This window comes from Limosilactobacillus mucosae, assembly GCF_013423865.1.
GTDB classification, from domain to species: Bacteria; Bacillota; Bacilli; order Lactobacillales; family Lactobacillaceae; genus Limosilactobacillus; species Limosilactobacillus mucosae.
Genome location: NZ_CP058954.1, coordinates 309,219 through 330,076 on the forward strand (window position 1 = coordinate 309,219; position 20,858 = coordinate 330,076).

The following is a 20,858-nucleotide window of genomic DNA, read 5'->3' on the forward strand; positions in this document are numbered from 1 at the left end:
TGAAAAGCATGTTTTCGAAAGTATTAGTAGCCAATCGTGGCGAGATCGCAGTACGAATCATCCGCTCGCTGCGGGAACTGGGCATCAAATCGGTGGCCATCTATTCAACCGCGGATCGCGACAGCCTGCATGTTCAGTTAGCCGATGAGGCCGTTTGCGTTGGCGGATCGCGACCGCAAGACTCATACCTGAATATGCAGAATATCTTGGCAGCTGCAATCGGTACGGGCGCTCAGGCCATTCATCCTGGCTTTGGCTTTCTTTCGGAAAATGCAGCTTTTGCTGAGATGTGTGAAGCCTGTGGGATTGTCTTTATCGGACCGAAAGCATTGACGATCGATCTGATGGGCAATAAGGAACATGCCAGAGAGCAGATGAAAAAAAGCGGCATCCCGGTAATTCCTGGCAGTGATGGCTATCTTAGCAATGTTGAAAGCGCCAAGCAGGCTGCCGCAGCAATCGGCTATCCGGTTTTGCTAAAAGCAGCGGCAGGCGGTGGTGGTAAGGGAATTCGGCGCATTGAGAATCAGGATCAGATGCAGCAGGCGTTTGATGAGGCTCAAAGCGAAGCACGGCTGTCGTTTAATGACGATCGCATGTATCTGGAAAAGATTCTGAAAAACGTCAAGCATATTGAGGTTCAAGTCTTTTGTGACGATTTTGGCCATGCCGTCTGGTTTCCGGAACGTGACTGCTCTTTGCAGCGCAATAAACAGAAGGTAATCGAAGAAAGTCCATGCTCGTTGATCAGTGAAGATGAGCGGCAATATTTAGGAAAACTGGCGCTTAAGGCCGTTCAGGCGATTGACTATCGCAATACCGGGACGCTGGAGTTTTTGATGGATCAAGCGCATCATTTTTACTTTATGGAGATGAACACGCGGATTCAAGTTGAGCACACCGTTACGGAAATGGTAACCGGCATTGATTTGGTCAAGGCTCAGGTAATGGTTGCAGCCGGTGCAAAACTGCCTTTTAAACAGTCCGATATCAAGCTGCATGGTACAGCGATTGAATGTCGCATCAATGCCGAGGATCCGCAAAAAGACTTCATGCCTTCAACGGGGACGATCAACTACCTATATCTACCGGTTGGCAATCTGGGCATGCGGATCGATACCGCGCTTTATCCACAGGCCAAGGTAACGCCTTATTATGACTCAATGATCGCCAAGGTGATTGCGCTCGGCCATGACCGCAATGAAGCTATTGAGAAATTAAAACGGCTGTTAGGCGAGATGGTGATTACGGGAATTACGACCAACCAGAATTTTCATCTGGCGATTCTCAACGATCCTGAATTTTTGCGCGGAACGATGACGACCAATTATCTTGAGCAGGACTTTATGCCTCGTTGGAAAGGAGAGACTCAGCAGTGAAGCTTTATGTGCAGAAGAAAAACACGCTAAGCGAACGCCATGTTAAGGCAGATCAAAAAGCAGACGCCAAGGTTCCAGATGATCTGCTGCGCAAATGTCCGCAGTGTGGACTGACGATTATGAGCCGCCAGTTGGACTGCTACGCTGAGTGTCCACAGTGTCATTACGGCTTTCGTATTGGAGCTCGGCAGCGCTTGGCCTGGCTGACAGATGAGTTTGACGAGCTGGACATGGATCTGCAGACTAAGGATCCATTGGCTTTTCCCGGTTATCAAGATAAGTTGAAGACTGCTCAGAACAAGACTCAGCTCAACGATGCCGTTTTGACTGGCGTGGCTAGGATTGGCGACCAGCAGGCGGCTTTAGGCATCATGGATCCAGGCTTTATCATGGGGTCTTTAGGAACGGTTGCTGGTGAAAAGATTACGCGGCTGTTTGAACATGCAACGCAGTACCGGCTGCCGGTCATCATGGTTACGGCATCTGGCGGGGCCCGAATGCAGGAAGGAATTCATTCTTTGATGCAGATGGCTAAGATCAGCAATGCGGTTGCCGCACATGATCAGGCTGGGCTGCTTTATGCAGTCGTCTTAACCGGACCAACGACGGGTGGAGTTACGGCTAGTTTTGCCATGCAGGGCGATATTACCCTGGCTGAGCCGCACGCATTGGTAGGCTTTGCCGGCCGACGTGTAATTGAGCAGACAATGCACCAAAAGATTCCTAATGATCTGCAGGCTGCTGAAAATCTGCTGAGACACGGTTTTATAGATGCAATCGTTAAACGAACAGATGAAAAGGCAATGCTGGAACGCTTGCTTAAGCTGGGAGGTGCCATGCGTGTCTGAAAAAACGGCTGTTGAAATCGTTAAGGCCGCGCGCAGTGAAGAAAAGATCACCAGTGCTGAAATTTTAACGCAATTATTTTCTGATTTTATTGAATTGCACGGTGATCGCAGTGGAACTGATGATCCGGCTATTAAAGGCGGCATTGCAGACTTTCACGGGCAAGCAGTGACAGTGATCACGACTGATCGCGGTCAAAGTATTGAAGAACGCATGGCCTGTCATTTTGGCTGTCCGGAACCGGGTGGCTATCGCAAATCGCTGCGCTTGATCAAACAGGCGCAAAAGTTTGGTCGCCCGGTCTTTTGCTTTGTCAATACACCGGGTGCCTATCCTGGCCAATCGGCAGAAGAAAATGGTCAAGGATCGGCAATTGCTCAGAATCTACTGGAAATCAGCAAGCTGGCGATTCCAATCATCACGGTGGTCTTTGGCGAAGGCGGCAGTGGCGGTGCATTGGCGCTGGCTTGTGGCGATGAGGTCTGGATGCTTGAAAACAGTACTTATTCAATTCTTTCGCCAGAAGGATTCGCCTCGATCTTGTGGAAAGACAGCTCACGCGCGGCTGAGGCAGCTGAGATCATGCAGTTGACGCCGCAAGCCTTGAAAAAGCAGGGCGTCATTGAGGGGATCATTGCCGAGCCAGCCGATCATCAAGCCGTCATTGCCAATCTGGATGCGGTTTTGACCCGCGAGCTGGCTGCGCTGCAGAAACTAACGCCAGCTGAACTGCTTCAGCATCGTCAGCAACGTTTTAGAAAGTTTTAGTGAGGGAAAACAATGGAAGGAATTTTAAGCAATAAGCAAATCGTCGTCATGGGCGTGGCCAACAAGCACTCGATTGCGTGGGGATGTGCTCAGGCGATGGAAAAACAGGGAGCAACCGTGATCTACACCTACCAAAACGAACGTATGAAAAAAAGCGTCAGTCGGTTGGTTGGGGATGAAAAACGTTTGGTCGAATGCGACGTTGCCAACGACGACAGCATCCAGACGGCTTTTACGGCAATTAAGCAGCGATTCGGCAAAGTAGATGGACTGGTTCATGCCATTGCCTATGCCAAAAAAGAAGAATTGAGCGGCTCGATTCTAAACGTCAGTCGTGAGGGCTATGCGCTGGCTCAAAACATTTCGGCGTATTCTTTGATTGCTGTTGCCAAGGCAGCTCATGAGCTTGACCTGCTCAACGATCCTGCCAGCATTGCTACTTTGACCTATTTTGGCTCAGAGCGGGCAATTCCTAACTACAACGTCATGGGAATTGCCAAGGCAGCCTTAGAAGCCAGCGTTCGCTATCTGGCGCGTGACATGGGCTCGCTGGGCGTGCGGGTAAATGCCATCTCGGCTGGGGCGATGAAGACTCTGGCGGTTACCGGAATTGACAACCACAGCGATCTTTTGAAGATGTCACAGGAGCGGACGACTGATGGGCAGTCCGTTACCTTAGAAGAAATCGGTGGGACCTGCGCCTTTTTGATGAGTGACCTGTCAAAAGGAATTGCTGGCGACGTTATTTATGTCGATAAAGGCGTTCATTTAATCTAACTTGTAAAAGGATTCAGAACTCTGAATCCTTTTAATTTTTGCTAAAAACAGGAAAGTTATTTAAAAAATTAAAAAATAGTTCGGCTTTTATTGATTGATCTTAGCGATTTCTCATTTTTTAGTCAATCAACCTAAAAATTTATGATATAATTTTGCCTTGAGGTAGGGAGAAAGTTCGTTACTGTTGACGATTGATCAAGGTGGTGTATTTCGTGAAGAAAGTTTTAATTGCCAATCGTGGCGAAATAGCAGTTCGGATCATTCGTGCCTGTCATGAGCTGGGCTTGAAGACGGTTGCTGTTTACGCTAAAGAAGATGAATACGGCGTCCATCGTTTCCGAGCAGATGAAGCCTATCAGATTGGTGCAGGCAAAAAGCCAATTGAGGCCTATCTGGATATGGATGATATTATTCGAGTCGCTAAGCAGACTGGTGCCGATGCAGTCCATCCTGGCTACGGTTTTTTAGCGGAAAATGAAGAGTTTGCGCAAAAATGTGCAGACAACGGCATTATCTTTATCGGGCCAACCGTCCGTCAGCTGCAGCTGTTTGGCGACAAGGTTGCGGCCAAGGAAGTTGCGGTCAAGGCTGGCTTAAAGACGATTCCAGGTACGGATGAGCCGGTTCAGTCAATTGATGAAGTTCGTGAATTCGCGCATACGCATGGCTATCCGATCATGATCAAGGCAGCCATGGGTGGCGGCGGTCGCGGGATGCGAATCGTTCACGATGATGATGAGCTTGATGGCGCCTACGATCGAGCCCGCAGCGAAGCCAAGCAGTCATTTGGCGATGATGAGCTTTACGTTGAAAAGTATCTGAAGAACCCTAAGCATATTGAAGTGCAGATTCTAGCTGATCAGCGTGGGCACGTCATGCATTTGTTTGAGCGTGACTGCTCGGTTCAGCGACGGAATCAAAAAGTGATCGAGTTTGCGCCTAGTCTGGCCTTAAGCGAAGAACGACGTCAGGCAATCTGCCAGGCAGCCGTTAAGCTGATGGAAAGCGTGCACTATCAAAATGCCGGTACGGTTGAATTCCTGGTCACGGATGAGGACTTTTACTTTATTGAGGTCAACCCGCGGATTCAAGTTGAGCATACCGTTACAGAATTGATTACCGACGTCGACATCGTACAGTCGCAGATTCTGATTGCCGATGGTGCCGATCTGTATCAGGATCTTGAGCTGCCGGCCCAGGATCAGCTGAAGTACAACGGCTATGGGATTCAATGCCGAGTTACGACTGAAGATCCAGAAAACAACTTTATGCCGGATACTGGCCGCATCGAAACCTATCGTTCACCTGGTGGGATGGGCGTACGGCTTGATGGGGGCAATGCCTATGCTGGGGCTGTAATCACGCCATACTTTGATTCCTTGCTGGTTAAGGCCTGCGTTCATGGTCGAACTTTCAAATCAGCGGTCCGGCGTATGATTCGGGTGCTGCATGAGTTCCAGATTCGCGGCATTAAGACCAACATTCCGTTCATGCTCAACGTCTTGCATCATCCAGTCTTTGCGGCTGGTCAGGCGCATACGACGTTTATTGATCAGACGCCAGAGCTGTTCGACTTCAAGCATGAAAAGCCGGATGCCGCCAAGCAGCTGCTGACCTATGTTGGTGACGTTACCGTTAACGGCTTTAATGGCGTCAAGGCACGCGAACAGGTTCATGCTGCTGAGTTAAAGGCGCCAAAGATCAATCTTGAGCGTCATAATGGACTGCCAATCGTCAATGCCAAGGATATCCTGGATCGTGACGGAGCTGAGGCGGCAATGAAGTGGGTCAGCGCCCAAAAGAGGGTTCTGATCACTGATACGACGATGCGGGACGCTCACCAGAGTCTGTTTGCCACGCGGATGCGAACCAAAGACATGCTGCCGATTGCGGACCTTTACGATCACGCCATGCCAAACGTCTTCTCAGCTGAAGTATGGGGCGGGGCAACCTTTGACGTGGCCTATCGTTTCTTAGGTGAGGATCCATGGCAGCGGCTGAAGATTCTGCGTGAAAAGATGCCGCATACCATGCTGCAGATGTTATTGCGAGGATCGAACGCCGTTGGCTACAAGAACTATCCTGACAACGTCTTAAAGAAATTCATCGATAAGAGTGCTGAAGATGGCGTTGACGTCTTTCGGATCTTTGACAGTCTGAACTGGATCGAACAAATGCAAAAGAGCATTGAATACGTTCGGCAGACTGGCAAGATTGCTGAAGGGACGATGTGTTATACGGGTGACCTGCTCAGCCCAGACGAGCATAAATACACGCTGGACTACTACAAGACGCTGGCTGGTCAGCTGGTTGATGCTGGGGCTCAGATCATCGGTATCAAGGATATGGCTGGACTGCTCAAGCCACAGGCCGCCTATGAACTGATTGGCGAACTGAAGAGCAAGTATGACGTACCGGTTCACCTGCATACGCATGACACGACTGGCAATGGGGTTGCAACCTACGTTCAGGCTACCAAAGCCGGCGTTGACGTGGTTGATGTGGCTTCCAGTGCGCTTTCGGGAACGACGAGTCAGCCAAGCATGAGCAGTTTCTACTATGCTTTGGCAGGTAATGAGCGGCAGCCAGAACTGGATATTGAAACGGTTGAAAAGATCAATGACTACTGGGCACAGGTCAAGCCATTATACCAAGACTTCATGAACGGCATTACGTCACCACAGACTGACATCTATCAAACTGAGATGCCTGGTGGCCAATACTCCAACCTGCAGCAGCAGGCTAAGTCGCTGGGACTGGATGACTTTGACGAGGTCAAGGCCAAGTATCGTGAGGTTAACGCCCTGCTTGGCGATATCGTTAAGGTTACGCCAAGTTCTAAGGTAGTCGGCGATCTGGCCATCTTTATGATTCAAAACGGCTTGAATGCCGAAAACATTATCGAACGCGGCGAAACGCTCGACTTCCCAGAATCCGTAGTCAACTTCTTTGCAGGTGATCTTGGTCAGCCATATGGCGGCTTTCCAAAGCAACTGCAAAAAGTCGTCTTAAAGGATCACCCAGCGATTACGGTTCGTCCCGGCAGTCTGGCCCAGCCAGTTGACTTTGATCAGATGACCAAGGAACTGGCTGCACAGCTGAAACGCCAGCCAACTGCTGAAGAAGTCATCAGCTATGTCCTGTATCCAGACGTTTATCTTGATTATGTCAAGCGCAATCGTCAATATGGCAAGATCGGCGTCCTGGACACGAATACGTTCTATCAAGGAATGCGCCCAGGCGAAAAGATCTACGTCAATCTGCGGCCGGGTCGCACGGAGATTCTTGAGCTCAATACGGTTTCTGACATGGACGTTGACGGCAACCGCCACCTGCTGTTCTCCGAAAACGGTCAGCAGTTGGTCTTGACGGTCAAGGATCAGACACACGCAGCCACGGCCAAGGTCAGCGTGCCAAAAGCCGATCCGCACGATCCAGGTCAGATCGGGATGCCGCTTAATGGGACGGTCGTTGACGTGATGGTCGAAAACGGTCAAGAAGTCAAGAAGGGCCAGACACTGGTCGTAACCGAGGCCATGAAGATGGAAACGACGATCAAGGCCTCGTTTGACGGTAAGATTGATAAAGTCTATGCCAAGGCCGGCTCGACGATGGAAAGCCAAGACCTGCTGATTCAAATGAGTCCTTTAAGCTAATACAGCTTGACAGTATTAATTTATAAAGCGAGGTTAAAACAGTGGAAATTTCAGAACGCGTAAGCAACATTCAACCCTCAGCAACGCTGGCTTTGTCTGGCAAGGCCAAGGCAATGAAGGCGCAAGGCATTGACGTCTTGAACCTTTCAATCGGTCAGCCAGACTTCAATACGCCTAAGCACATTGGACAGGCTGCTATTAAGGCAATTGAGTCTGGCAAGGTTGATTTTTACACCGCGGCAGTTGGCATTGAGCCGTTAAGAAAAGCAATCGCCGATAAAGAAAACGCCGATCATGGCACAGATTTCACGGCGGATAACGTGGTAGTAATGAATGGTGCTAAAATGACGCTGTACGCTCTGGGACAAGCACTGTTTGATGAAGGCGACGAGGTTTTGATTCCTTTGCCATACTGGGTAACCTATGGCGAACAGGTTAAGCTGGCCGGTGCCAAGCCAGTCTTCGTCAAGCCAGCAGCTGGTCGCCTGACCGTTGTTCCTGAAGAATTGGAAGCCGCGCGAACGCCTAAGACGAAGGCCATGATCTTAAACACGCCCAACAATCCATCTGGTGCCGTCTACACGCGCGAACAATTGCAGGCGATTGGCGACTGGGCCGTTGAGCATGACGTTATCGTGATTGCCGACGATATCTATGGTGAGTTGGTATACAATGGAACCGAATTTGTCTCATTACTTGATTTGTCACCAGAAATCCGCAAACAGACGATTTTGGTTAATGGGATGTCTAAGACCTACTCAATGACTGGCTGGCGCGTTGGCTATGCCATTGCTGACGAGCAGGTAGTCAAGGGCCTGAAGACGTTCTTGAGTCATGCAGCCGGCAACATGGCAGCCGTCAGTCAATATGCCGCTTTGGCAGCCATTACCGGTGATCAGACCTGTGTTGAAGAAATGCGCGCTACCTATGAGGAACGCATCAATACGCTGTATCCGTTATTAAACGAGATTCCGGGCTTTAAGCTGGATGTAAAGCCGGCCGGAGCTTTCTATGCCTTCCCTGACGTCAGCGAAGCCGTTAAGCTGGCTGGTTTTGCCTCGACTGATGAGTTTGTCAGCGCGCTGCTCGATGAGGCTCACGTGGCGGTTGTTCCAGGCGCGGCCTTTGGAATGGACGACCATGTACGGATCAGCTATGCAACCAGCATGGATGTCTTAAAAGAAGCAGTTCGACGAATTCAAGCCTTTATGGCAGACCACCAAAAATAATCGATCAATAATCAATGAGCTCAGTTCTGGTTTGAGCTGGGCTCTTATTTTAAAATCCTTGTAACCCTAAATTTCAGATAAGGGTTACAAGTTGAAAGAAGGAATAAAATGAAACGTCAAAATATAGTTCATTTAACGCAGACCGCCTTGATGACGGCAATCTTAATCGTCTTAGGCATGATCCCAGGCATTCCGCTAGGGTTTATTCCGGTCCCAATCGTACTGCAGAATATGGGGGTCATGATGGCCGGTGAGATTCTGGGGCCTAAAGAAGGAACGACCTCAGTGGCCTTGCTCCTGCTGTTAGTTGCGGTTGGCTTTCCTTTCTTGACTGGCGGCAGTGGGGGAATTGCCGTTTTTGCCGGCCCAACTGGAGGCTACCTTTTAGCCTGGCTGTTTGCGCCGCTTTTGATCGGCAGTCTGCGGCAGCATTTTGGCAGTCGCTGGAGCTGGTGGCAGGAATTTTTGATGATTGTGCTGGCGGGCGTGCTGTTTATTGATATTACGGGATCGCTTTGGCTCAGCTGGCAGTCGCACATCAAGCTGACGGCGGCATTGATGTCCAATCTGGCATTTATTCCTGGCGACCTGATCAAAGCCGGCGTGGCAGTAGCCGTTGCTCGTCAGCTGCGGCGCGTACCAGCATTGAATCTTGGCTAGAAAAGAGGAATCGCAATGGGTACTAAAGATGAGCTGCTTAAAATTTTCTTGCTTAATGAGCAGCAATGGATTTCAGGCAGTCAGCTGGCGGAGCGCTTAAAGGTCAGTCGCGAAAGCATCTGGAAAGGCGTCGCTGCCCTGCGCAGACAAGGACATCAGATTGAGAGTCAGCGAGCGCTTGGCTATCGATATTTAGGAACGGATCATTTGGATGCAGCGGTAATCAAGATGCAGACTCGCGATGAGTTTAATGGCGAGATTCATACGGCATCAAGTATTGATTCAACGCAAAACTGGGCTAAGCAGTATCTCAGCAGTCATCAGCCCAGCCAGCCAGTCGCGTTTTTAGCTGATCAGCAGACGGCCGGCTATGGCAGACGCGGCCGCCAGTTCTATTCGCCGCAAAAGACAGGTTTGTATTTTAGCTTGGTTTTGCCGCATAATCCGATGAGCGCGCTGCCTAAAATTGGCCTTTTAACAACCGGAGTCGCCGTTGCAGTTGGCCGAGTACTGAAGCAAACCTTTCCTGATCATGATTTTTCATATAAATGGGTCAATGATATCTATATGAATGGTCACAAAGTCTGCGGTATTTTGACTGAGGCAACGCTGGAACTGGAATCAGCATCATCGGCAGCATTGATTGTAGGAATCGGCATTAATCTGTCGACCGTTGATTTTCCAGCAGCCGTAGCTCAAAAAGCCGGCAGTATTGCCCCTGAGCAGACCATTGATCGAAATCAGCTGGCTGCCAGGCTTTTGGTTGCAATCATGAACGTTTATAGTGAGTACGATTCGGGAAAATTCCTGCCAGAGTACCGAGCTCATTCATTGGTCTTGAAGCGGCCAGTCGTCTTGAAAATCGGCAATGATAAAGCAGTTGGCAAGGCTGTCGACATTGACGATCAAGGCGGCTTGGTATTGGAATTTGCGGATGGCACGAAAAAGTCGTTTATCAGCGGCGAGGTGACCAAGGTTGATCTGCCAGGGATGACGTCATAATGGAAATTCACGGTTTAGATTTAGATCAGGCTGGCCGCTGTCGGCACTATCACTTGGCAGTTGATGTTGCGGCCTTGAAATGCAGTCGTTGCCCAAAATACTATGCCTGCTATCGATGTCATGATGCTTTGGAAAACCATCATTTTATGGCTTGTGAGCGGGAAAACTGGCCAGTCCTATGCGGTGTCTGCGGCTGTTTGATGCAGTTTGCACAATACCAGCAGGGAAGCTGTCCGCGCTGTGGGCACGACTTTAATCCCGGCTGTCGTCGTCACTGTCGGATTTATTTTAAATAACTTTCTTTTCTCATTGATTTTTAATTAAAACGAGATTAGAATATAAGGCGTTGATTAAGAAGAAAAATAAATCAGGCCCAATGACATGTTTTAATTAAGTTTTAGGAAAGGATCAGTGATTAAGATGACGCTGCGATATACGGTTTTAGGTTCAGGTGCGATGGGATTGCGCTTTGGGGTGCTGCTGCAGGAAAATGCGGGGGCGCAGGTTGATTTTGTCGACAACTGGGCACCCGAAGTTGAAACCATCAAAAAACAAGGTGGGGTCTATGTTTCTCGTGACCATGAAAATCGGCATCTGGTTCCGGTCAATATCTATTCGCCAGAAGAGTATCAGGGCGAGCCAGACGTTTTTATCGTTTTTGCCAAGCAGATGACGCTGCAGGATCTTTTGGAACGCTCGGCTCATTTCTTTAAGCCAGAAAAGCAATACGTTTTTTCAGGCATGAATGGGATGGGTCACGTTGAAAAACTGAACAAGTATTTTCCCAAAGAGCATGTTTTAGCTGGGACCTGCCTGATCGGGACCGTGCTAAACAAGGCTGGCGACGTTGACTTTATTGGCAAGCCTGGTGCTGGATCAATCAATGTTGCCAATGAAACGGAAAAGCCAGATGAGCGCACGCATGAAATTATTGCCGACTTTAAGGCTGCCAACCTGAATCCAACTTTGACGACCAACTTCTTGGGAACTTTGATGACCAAGGTTGTCTTTAACTCAGTTGTCAACACGATCTGCACGCTGTTTGAGATTCAAATGGGTCAGTTTATTGACTATCCAGGGGCTGAACGGCTGAGCAAACAATTGATCAATGAGGCCTATGATGTGACTGAACGAGCTGGCATCAAGCTGCTCAATGATCGCGAGACCGAATGGAAGACGGTTGAATACGTCAGCCGCGTCGGCAACCCACTGCACTATCCTTCAATGTATCAAGATATGCATAATGGTCGAAATACCGAAGTCGACTACATCAATGGCTATATTTACGAATTAGGCAAAAAGTACGACTATGAAGCTACGACGCATGACTTTCTGCGCGGCTTGGTTCATTTGGCGGAAAATACGCGTAAGTTCCGTCAATAAAAAGACCGCTGGATCAAATCTGGTCCAGCGGTCTTTATTTATGTTGATCTGCAGCGTATATGCTATTGATTTTCTTGATCAAATGTCTCCAGGGCTTCGGCGGCTTCAGTCCATTGCAGCTCAACGTCTTCGCTTTGGGCTTTTAAGGCATCCAGCTTTTTTTGCAGATCGGTCAGCTGGGCGATGTCGACGGCAATTTCGGGCTTGGCCATCTCAGCTTCGATCGCGGCCTGCTTGCCCTCCAGTTCACCCATCTGATTTTCTAATTGATCGACCTGCCGCTGCAGCTTGCGTCGGGCACGCTGAGTTTCTTTGCTTTGCTGATAGGAAAGCTGACCGGTTGACTGTTTGACTTTGGTTTCTGGCTGTGTTTGATGCTCCAGTTTTGCCTGTTGGGTCAGGTAGTCATCGTAGTTTCCTTCATAATGCGTCATGCCATGAGCCGTCATATATAGGATATCAGTAGCAACCTGGTTTAAGAAATAACGGTCGTGCGAGATAAACAGAACCGTCCCATCAAATTCGTTAATGGCTGTTTCCAAGACTTCGCGGCTGTCGATGTCCAAGTGGTTGGTTGGTTCATCCAGGATCAAAAAGTTGATTGGCATAAATGAAAGCTTAGTCAGCTCCAGACGTGCCTTTTCGCCACCCGAAAGCGCGCTGACTGGTTTATAGACGTCATCGCCAACAAACAGAAAACTGCCCAGAAGCGAGCGAATGTCTTTTTCGGAAACTTCAGGATGATCGTCCCAGACTTCTTCTAAAACGGTCTTTTCAGGATGCAGTTGCTGCTGTTCCTGGTCGTAGTAGCCGATTTCTAGATTAGCGCCGAATTTGATCGTCCCGCTGAGCTTGGGAATCTTTTTCAAAAGCGTCTTTAAAAGCGTTGATTTGCCAATCCCATTTGGACCGATAATACCGACGCGCTGACCTTTGCGAACCTTAAATGATAATGGCCCAGCCAGCTTTTGATCTTGATAGCCGATATTGAGTTCATCGACGTCTAAGACCTCGTTACCCGAAGCATGGTCACTGTGGAATTGAAAATGAATCGAGGAATCATCGGTAGTCGGCCGCTCCAAGCGATCCATTTTCTCAAGCTGTTTGCGGCGAGCCTGGGCGCGTTTGGTGGTTGAGGCTCGGACAATGTTGCGATTGACAAAATCCTCCAGCTTGGCGATTTCTTTTTGCTGCTGCTCGTAATGCTTCCATTCAGCCTGCAGTCGTTCGCGCTTGTGGGCTACGAATTGCGTATAGTTGCCGGTATAGTGAATCAGCGTTTTATTGTCAAGATCGTAAACGTCAGTAACCACGCGATCTAAGAAGTAGCGGTCGTGAGAAACGATCAAAAGCGCACCTTGATAGCTTTTAAGGTAGTCTTCCAGCCAGCTTAAGACGCCCATGTCCAAGTGATTGGTCGGTTCGTCTAGAATCAAAAGGTTGGGCGACTGCAGCAGAATCTTAGCTAGGGCCAGCTTGGTTTTTTGACCGCCAGAAAGCGCATTGACTGAAGTATCATACATACCTTCATCAAAGCCGAAACCATGCAGTACGCCACGCATCCGGGACGCGTATTCATAGCCGCCCTGTTTTTTGAACTGCTCGGATAAACGGTCATAGCTTGCTAAAACGTCTTGGTAGTCCGCTGCTTTGGGCGTCAGTGTTCCCAATTGATTCTCTAGCTCATGCAGCTGTTTTTCCAGTTCGTGTAAAGGAGCAAAGACGCTGTCTAATTCGGCCCAGATTGAATTTTGGCTGTCGAGTCCTTGATTCTGAGCCAGGTAGCCAATCGTCAGGTCGCGGGCGTGAGTAACCGTGCCTTCATCAGGTTCGGTTAAACCGGCAATGATTTTCAAGAAGGTCGTTTTGCCGGCACCGTTGCGTCCGACCAATGCAGTTCGGCCATGTTCTTGAATCTGCATATTCATATTATGAAACAAAACATCGCTGCCAAAGCGACGTTCAACATTATTGGTTTGCAGTAGCAGCATAATTTAACCTCATTTTTTAAAGTAGATAGTCAGTTAAGATTGTAGCACAAGATCAGACTAGGTCGCGAGCTTGAGGATAGGACCGATCAATAATGTTAAATTTTGAATTAACGTTTAAAAAATGATCGTCATTACCAGCACATTCATGATCAGCGGATGGCCTAAATTTCACAAATCATTAATGGACATGCAGTGAAGCCTGTAGCATAATAGAAAACATGTTTAAATAAAAACGATTCTTTTCTTGGAAAATAGTTCACAAACTTTAGCGGAGTTGTTAAAATGATTAAGGAATAATTTTCACAAACTAGAATCTGAATTGGAGGAATCTATTAATGGCAACGCGTAAAATTCCCCGTGCCACGGCTAAGCGGTTGCCGGTCTACTATCGGTATCTGAACGTTTTGCTTAACGCCAATAAACGACGCGTCTCATCGACTGAATTATCAGAGGCGGTTAAAGTTGATTCGGCAACGATTCGACGCGACTTTTCCTATTTTGGCGAATTGGGCAAGCGCGGCTATGGCTATGATGTGGAAAAGCTTTTGAACTTTTTCAAGGGGATCTTGAATCAAGATAAGCTGACCAGTGTGGCTTTGGTCGGGGTCGGCAGTCTGGGCAGCGCCTTGATGAACTATAATTTCCACCAAAGCACGAATCTGCGGATCAGTGCAGCTTTTGATCCTAAACCAGCCTTAGCCAATACCGTTAAGAGTGGGATTCCTGTCTACCCGGTTGGCGAGATGAAAAAGCAGCTGCAAGAACAGCAGATTGATGTCGTTATTTTAACGGTACCTGGCGAAAAATCGCAGGCCGTTACTGATGAGTTGGTCGAAGCAGGGGTTCATGGTATCTTGAACTTTACACCGGTTCGTCTGTCAGTGCCAAAAGACGTTCAGGTACAAAATATTGACCTGACCAATGAACTGCAGACGCTGATCTACTTTATTGAAAATAACAATACTAAAGACAGTCAAAAATAACTCAACGCATGGCGAGCAATCGTCATGCGTTTTTTGATAAAAAGTCAAAAAAGTTAAAATGCCGTTAGAATGGTAACTAAAGCGTTTTCTATAAAATAATAGTCAAAATTGGTCAAAATAATTGTTGCATTTTAGCAAGATCATGATATAGTAGATCATGTAATTAGCACTTGGGTGATAAGAGTGCTAAAAAATATCTGAATTATTAATGATGATTGATGGAGGGATTAACGTGTTAAAACCATTAGGAGATCGCGTTGTTCTTAAAGCGGAACAAGCTGAAGAAAAGACGGTTGGCGGAATTGTCCTGGCTAACAATGCCAAGGATAAGCCAACGACGGGTACGGTTGTAGCAGTTGGCGAAGGCCGTTACCTGGACAATGGTCAAAAAGTTGCTCCAGCCGTTAAGGAAGGCGACCGCGTCCTGTTTGACAAGTACGCAGGCAATGAAGTCGAATACAATGGTGAAAAGTACCTGGTCGTTCGTGAAAAAGACCTGGTTGCCATCGTTGACTAAGTAGACTTGTTTTCGCATTCGATCAATATTAATGAGGTGAAAATCTAAAATGGCAAAAGAAATTAAGTTTTCTGAAGATGCACGCAAGGCAATGCTGCGTGGGGTAGACAAGCTGGCCAATACGGTTAAGACGACGATCGGTCCTAAGGGTCGCAACGTTGTTTTGGAACAAAGCTATGGCGCACCTACGATTACTAACGATGGGGTTACGATCGCCAAGAACATTGAATTGGAAGATCACTTTGAGAACATGGGTGCCAAGCTTGTTTCTGAAGTTGCTTCCAAGACCAATGACAACGCCGGTGACGGTACGACGACGGCAACCGTTTTGACGCAAGCCATCGTTAACGCCGGGATGAAGAACGTTGCTGCCGGTGCTAACCCAGTTGGCATTCGTCGCGGTATCGACAAGGCTACCAAGGCTGCCGTTGAAGAACTGCACAAGATGAGTCATGAAGTGCAAAGCAAGGACGACATTGCACAAATTGCCTCCATCTCTGCTGCTAACCCTGAAGTTGGTGAACTGATTGCCGATGCCATGGAAAAGGTCGGCAATGATGGCGTAATCACGATTGAAGACAGCCGTGGCGTTGACACGACGGTTGACGTGGTTGAAGGGATGAGCTTTGACCGCGGCTATATGTCTCAATACATGGTAACCGACACGGACAAGATGGAATCTGATCTGGACAATCCATACATTCTGATCACTGACAAGAAGATTGGCAACATTCAAGACATTTTGCCTTTGCTGCAGGCCGTGGTTCAAGAAGGCCGTTCGCTTTTGATCATTGCTGACGACATTACCGGTGAAGCTCTGCCAACCTTGGTATTGAACAAGATTCGCGGGACGTTCAACGTTTGCGCGGTTAAGGCGCCAGGCTTTGGCGATCGTCGTAAGGCTCAATTGCAGGATATCGCCATTTTGACTGGTGGTACCGTAATCTCTGATGATCTGGGCATGAGCTTAAAGGATGCTACGATTGCTCAACTTGGCTCTGCCAACAAGGTTACCGTAACTAAGGACAACACGACGATCGTTGACGGCAATGGTGCAAAGGATGCGATTGCTGAACGAGTTGAACAGATCAAGCAGGCAATTGCCAACACGACTTCTGAATTCGACAAAGAAAAGCTGCAAGAACGTCTGGCCAAGCTGTCTGGTGGGGTTGCCGTAATCAAGGTCGGCGCTGCTACGGAAACGGAACTCAAGGAAAAGAAGTACCGTGTTGAAGACGCTCTGAACGCTACGCGGGCTGCCGTTCAAGAAGGATTCGTACCTGGTGGTGGTACTGCTTTGATCAATGTAATCCCTGCTTTGGAAAACGTTGAAACTGAAAGCGACGACGAAGCAACTGGTGTCAACATCGTTAAGAAGGCGTTGGAAGCCCCAGTTCGTCAAATCGCTGAAAATGCTGGCGTTGAAGGCTCAATCATCGTTAACCGTTTGAAGAGCGAAAAGCCAGGCATCGGTTACAACGCTGCCGTTGACAAATTTGAAGACATGGTTGCAGCCGGAATCGTTGACCCTACCAAGGTTACGCGTTCGGCACTGCAAAACGCTGCTTCGGTATCAGCAATGCTTTTGACTACTGAAGCCGTTGTTGCTGATAAGCCAGAACCAAAGAATGATCAACCAGCCGCTCCTCAACCTGGTGCCGGCATGATGTAATCATTAATAATAATGAATCAAAGCACCGCGACAAAAGTCGCGGTGCTTTTTTGCGTTTAATGCTTGCTTAGTGGTATTCTGTTAGGTATGTCCATTCAAACCAATGGACGCTATCTTATTTAGTGGAGTATTTTTATGTCATCAAAAATGCCTAACCAGAAAATGTCTTTAACATCTGTCATTTTACTGGCTCTGAATTCATTGATCGGATCCGGATGGCTGTTTGGTGCTGGCGAGGCGGCGAAGATTGCCGGACCAGCAGCGGTCATCTCTTGGATTTTAGGGGCGATCATCATTATGGTGATTGCTTTTAATTACGTTGAACTGGGGGCGATGTTTCCTGAAAGCGGCGGAATGAGTCGCTACGCTCAGTACAGTCATGGCCCGCTTTTAGGTTTCGTAGCGGCTTGGGCCAACTGGGTCTCCTTGATTACACTGATTCCCATCGAAGCGGTGGCTTCAGTACAGTATATGAGCTCATGGCCATGGAGCTGGGCTAATTGGACGCGCAGCTTCGTCAGTCATGGCAGCATTACTAATCAAGGGCTGCTGGTGGTCTTTGCGTTTATGATCGTTTTTACGCTGATTAATTTCTGGTCAGTTAAGATCTTGACGCATTTTACTGGTTTGATCTCGATTTTTAAGCTGCTGATGCCAACCTTGACGATCATTGTGTTGATGCTGAGCGGCTTTCACACCAGTAATTTCGGGCAAGGCATCCATGAGTTTATGCCTTATGGCAGCCGCTCGATTTTTGAAGCAACTACGGTAGCCGGAATTATTTTTTCCTATGATGCCTTTCAGACGGTTGTCAATCTAGGTGGTGAGATGAAAGATCCACAAAAAAACATCTATCGTGGCGTTGTAATCTCATTGACGATTACGGCAGTATTGTATATTCTGCTGCAGATTACCTTTGTAGGGGCGGTTAAGCCATCACTGCTAACGGCGCACGGCTGGCATGGCATTGATTTTGCCTCGCCATTTGCAGATCTGGCAATCTTAATGGGAATCAATTGGCTGACGATTCTGTTGTATATTGATGCGTTCGTCTCGCCGTTTGGAACCGGGGTTGCTTTTGTTACCAATGCTTCCAGAACGCTGGCGGCAATGGCGCGCGGCGATCATTTGCCAGCCTGGCTGGGGCGGCTTGAGCGACGCTATATGGTACCTCGTTTTGCCATGATCGTTAATCTGATTCTGGCAGCGGTTTTGGTCTGCATTTTTCGTAATTGGAGCGCGCTTGCCAGCGTCATCTCGGCCTCGACTCTGATTGCCTATCTGACTGGACCGGTAGCTGCGGTCGCGCTTAGAAGGATTGCACCCGATCTTAAGCGGCCGTTTGAGCCTCGATCTTTAAAGTGGATGGCGCCTTTGTCATTTGTTTTGACCAGTCTGGCGATCTATTGGGCAATGTGGCCAACGACGATTGAGGTGATTTTTGTGATCTGTTTGGGTCTGCCAATCTACGCCTATTATGAGATTCGCTATCATCATGCTTCATGGAAGACTCAAATGAAAGGCTGCGGTTGGCTGCTGGGCTACCTGTTGTTTATCTCGGTGATGTCTTATCTGGGCAGCGATGGTTTTGGCGGTCAGAATTGGATTCGGTATCCATTTGATTTTGTCGTGATCATTTTGTGCTCGCTGGTATTTTACTGGTGGGGAGTCAACAGCAGCGTTGAAGGTGAAGATCTTGAATTGGGACGACGCGTCAATGCTCATGTTGATCAGTAAAAATAATTTTCTAAAACTATTGCGTGATCAATCTGCCCTGGGTGGTATTAACCATTTACGTGGTGTAGAATAACTGTTGACTTTATATTTTATAATAGAATAGAGTGAAGGAGAAAAAGAATATGTGGCGGTATTTAAAACGCGTCCTCATCGGTAAGCCCTTGAAGACGTTGGATGAAGGCCAGGCCCATTTGACAAAGTTTAAAGCTTTGGCCTTGTTATCGTCGGATGCTTTATCATCCGTTGCTTATGGTACTGAACAGATTACGACCGTTTTGGTAACACTGTCGGCGGCGGCAATCTGGTACTCATTGCCAATTGCAGCACTGGTTTTGATTCTGTTGGTGGCAATTACCCTTTCCTATCGGCAGATTATCAATGCCTATCCCAGTGGTGGTGGTGCCTATGTCGTAGCCACCGAAAACTGGGGCCGCACAGGTGGCTTGGTTGCCGGCGGGTCGCTGCTGGTTGACTATATGCTGACGGTTGCGGTTTCGACGACTTCTGGTACGGAAGCGATTGTTTCTGCGGTTCCGCAGCTTTATAAGTATTCAGTGCCGATCTCGGTGATTATCGTCCTCGCGATTATGATTCTGAATCTGCGGGGATTGAGCGACAGTGCCAATTTCTTAACGGTTCCGGTATACTTCTTTATTATTATGATTACCGCGATGATCATCTGGGGCTTTTTCAATATTGCCACTGGTCATCTGACCTATCATGCAACGGCCTCGTTTGGAACGCCGGTTGCCGGAATGTCGGCTGTCCTGTTTATTCGGGCTTTTTCAGCCGGTTCTTCCTCATTGACCGGGGTTGAAGCTATTAGTAATGCCGTACCTAACTTTAATGAACCCAAAAAGAAGAATGCTGCTAATACTTTAGCAATTATGAGTCTGATTCTGGCGGCATTCTTTGGTGGGATTACGTTCTTTAGCTACTACTTCGGTATCGTGCCAAATTCCCATGCTACCGTGCTTTCGCAGATTGGTTCCGTAATCTTTAATGGTCATGGGATCGGATTTTATCTGCTGCAGCTTTCTACGGCGATGATTCTGGCCGTAGCTGCCAATACCGGTTTTTCGGCCTTTCCGATCCTGGCTTTTAATATGGCCAAAGACAAGTATCTGCCACATGCCTTTATGGACCGTGGGGATCGTTTAGGTTACTCTAATGGAATCATTGCCTTGGCCATTGGTGCGATTGTAATGATTTTGATCTTCCATGGTAAGACCAATATGCTGATTCCGCTGTATGCAGTTGGCGTTTTCGTTCCGTTTACGCTTTCGCAGTCTGGGATGATCATTCACTGGTTCCGACACCGGCAGGGACACTGGCTGGGCAAGTCGACGATCAACCTGGTTGGGGCGCTGATCTCGGCATGTTTGGTGGTCTTCTTGTTCTGGCAGCATTTCGGCAATGTTTGGCCATACCTGATCATCATGCCGGCTTTGCTGTTTATGTTCTACAAGATCCATAATCACTATATTAAAGTTGGCATGCAGCTGCGAATTGCGGAAAAAACCAAAGTTCAGCTGCACGATTATGATGGCTCGACGGTGATTGTTCTGATTGGTAACGTTACGCGGGTTACCAAAGGCGCCATCAACTACGCCCGGTCGATTGGTGATTACGTGATTGCCATGCACGTCTCGTTTGATGAGAACCCTGGTAAAGAACACAAGACGGCCAATGAGTTTAAGGCCGAATATCCTGACGTGCGTTTTGTCGACATTCATTCCTCATACCGTTCAATTGCCAAACCGACGCTGCGTTTCGTCGATGTCGTTGCTAAAAGGGCCGCTGCCAAGAACTATTCAACAACGGTTCTGGTACCGCAGTTTATTCCAAACAAGCCTTGGCAGATGGCACTGCATAACCAGACCAGCGTCAGATTGCGGGCCGCTTTGAATTCACGCGAAAATATCGTGGTTTCAAGCTACAACTATCACCTGCATGAATAGATGAGCGGGATGGTTTTAAGCCAATGGAAAAATTTTTTAAAAATCGGCAATGGCTATGGGCAGCGATGGGAGCAATCGGCATCTTTCTGATTTCGAGTTTTTCGATTCGCCATCAGCATTTTGTCTCTGATCTGGGCGGCTTTTTAGGCTGTCTGTTACTGGTTGGTGCCTATCTGGGGTTCAACTGGCCAAAGATCAAGCAGCACGATGTGAAAACCATTGCTTCCATGAAACTGATCTTAGTCCTGGTCGCAATTTTAATTGTGTTAGAAGCAGTGCAGCAGCTGCTGGGTTAAT

General features: G+C 48.1%; 17 protein-coding genes. 16 read left to right on the top strand and 1 reads right to left on the bottom strand.

Going from position 1 to position 20,858, the window contains the following annotated elements; all coding sequences use genetic code 11:
- The first annotated feature begins 8 nt into the window (after positions 1–8).
- From accC to H0G69_RS01450, 10 genes are all read left to right on the top strand, one after another.
- Positions 9–1,379, top strand: coding sequence for an acetyl-CoA carboxylase biotin carboxylase subunit (gene accC, locus H0G69_RS01405; protein WP_180305006.1), 1,371 nt, complete (start codon positions 9–11; stop codon positions 1,377–1,379).
- Positions 1,376–2,227, top strand: coding sequence for an acetyl-CoA carboxylase carboxyltransferase subunit beta (locus H0G69_RS01410; RefSeq protein WP_180305007.1), 852 nt, complete (start codon positions 1,376–1,378; stop codon positions 2,225–2,227). The genes accC and H0G69_RS01410 overlap by 4 nt, the downstream gene beginning before the upstream one ends.
- Entirely contained in the window at positions 2,220–2,993 is a 774-nt protein-coding gene (gene accA / locus H0G69_RS01415) for an acetyl-CoA carboxylase carboxyltransferase subunit alpha (protein ID WP_180305008.1), read from the top strand. The genes H0G69_RS01410 and accA overlap by 8 nt, the downstream gene beginning before the upstream one ends.
- Before the next feature lie 12 nt (positions 2,994–3,005).
- Positions 3,006–3,770 (top strand): enoyl-ACP reductase FabI, encoded by a 765-nt coding sequence (gene fabI, locus H0G69_RS01420; protein WP_180305009.1) that lies wholly within the window; start codon positions 3,006–3,008, stop codon positions 3,768–3,770.
- 212 nt (positions 3,771–3,982) lie between these two features.
- Complete coding sequence (locus H0G69_RS01425) at positions 3,983–7,426, top strand: pyruvate carboxylase (protein ID WP_180305010.1); 3,444 nt, start codon at positions 3,983–3,985, stop codon at positions 7,424–7,426.
- Between the two features lie 41 nt (positions 7,427–7,467).
- Positions 7,468–8,655, top strand: coding sequence for a pyridoxal phosphate-dependent aminotransferase (locus H0G69_RS01430; RefSeq protein ID WP_180305011.1), 1,188 nt, complete (start codon positions 7,468–7,470; stop codon positions 8,653–8,655).
- 108 nt (positions 8,656–8,763) lie between these two features.
- A complete protein-coding gene (locus tag H0G69_RS01435) occupies positions 8,764–9,315 on the top strand; it encodes a biotin transporter BioY (RefSeq protein ID WP_034541308.1) in 552 nt (183 codons plus the stop codon).
- Between the two features lie 15 nt (positions 9,316–9,330).
- Positions 9,331–10,317, top strand: coding sequence for a biotin--[acetyl-CoA-carboxylase] ligase (locus H0G69_RS01440; RefSeq protein WP_180305012.1), 987 nt, complete (start codon positions 9,331–9,333; stop codon positions 10,315–10,317).
- A complete protein-coding gene (locus H0G69_RS01445; protein ID WP_180305013.1) occupies positions 10,317–10,613 on the top strand; it encodes a CHY zinc finger protein in 297 nt (98 codons plus the stop codon). Before H0G69_RS01440 ends, H0G69_RS01445 begins: the two co-directional genes overlap by 1 nt.
- Positions 10,614–10,737: 124 nt before the next feature.
- Complete coding sequence (locus H0G69_RS01450; protein ID WP_180305014.1) at positions 10,738–11,700, top strand: ketopantoate reductase family protein; 963 nt, start codon at positions 10,738–10,740, stop codon at positions 11,698–11,700.
- Between the two features lie 62 nt (positions 11,701–11,762).
- Here H0G69_RS01450 and H0G69_RS01455 read toward each other — a convergent pair whose 3' ends face one another.
- Complete coding sequence (locus H0G69_RS01455; protein WP_180305015.1) at positions 11,763–13,691, bottom strand: ABC-F family ATP-binding cassette domain-containing protein; 1,929 nt, start codon at positions 13,689–13,691, stop codon at positions 11,763–11,765.
- Positions 13,692–14,026: 335 nt separating this feature from the next.
- Here H0G69_RS01455 and H0G69_RS01460 point away from each other — a divergent pair, with 335 nt between their 5' ends.
- From H0G69_RS01460 to H0G69_RS01485, 6 genes are all read left to right on the top strand, one after another.
- Positions 14,027–14,674 (top strand): redox-sensing transcriptional repressor Rex, encoded by a 648-nt coding sequence (locus H0G69_RS01460; protein WP_033934316.1) that lies wholly within the window; start codon positions 14,027–14,029, stop codon positions 14,672–14,674.
- A gap of 232 nt (positions 14,675–14,906) precedes the next feature.
- Entirely contained in the window at positions 14,907–15,191 is a 285-nt protein-coding gene (groES, locus tag H0G69_RS01465; protein WP_034541305.1) for a co-chaperone GroES, read from the top strand.
- A 49-nt stretch (positions 15,192–15,240) separates the two neighbouring features.
- Complete coding sequence (gene groL / locus H0G69_RS01470; protein WP_074504524.1) at positions 15,241–16,863, top strand: chaperonin GroEL; 1,623 nt, start codon at positions 15,241–15,243, stop codon at positions 16,861–16,863.
- A 135-nt stretch (positions 16,864–16,998) separates the two neighbouring features.
- Positions 16,999–18,600: an APC family permease gene (locus H0G69_RS01475; RefSeq protein ID WP_240164358.1), complete on the top strand. Its 1,602-nt coding sequence runs from the start codon at positions 16,999–17,001 to the stop codon at positions 18,598–18,600.
- A gap of 122 nt (positions 18,601–18,722) precedes the next feature.
- Positions 18,723–20,561 carry a potassium transporter KimA gene (locus tag H0G69_RS01480; RefSeq protein WP_180305016.1) on the top strand — a complete coding sequence of 613 codons (1,839 nt, stop codon included), beginning with the start codon at positions 18,723–18,725 and terminating at the stop codon, positions 20,559–20,561.
- 23 nt (positions 20,562–20,584) lie between these two features.
- Complete coding sequence (locus H0G69_RS01485) at positions 20,585–20,857, top strand: hypothetical protein (protein ID WP_180305017.1); 273 nt, start codon at positions 20,585–20,587, stop codon at positions 20,855–20,857.
- Position 20,858: the final 1 nt, after the last annotated feature.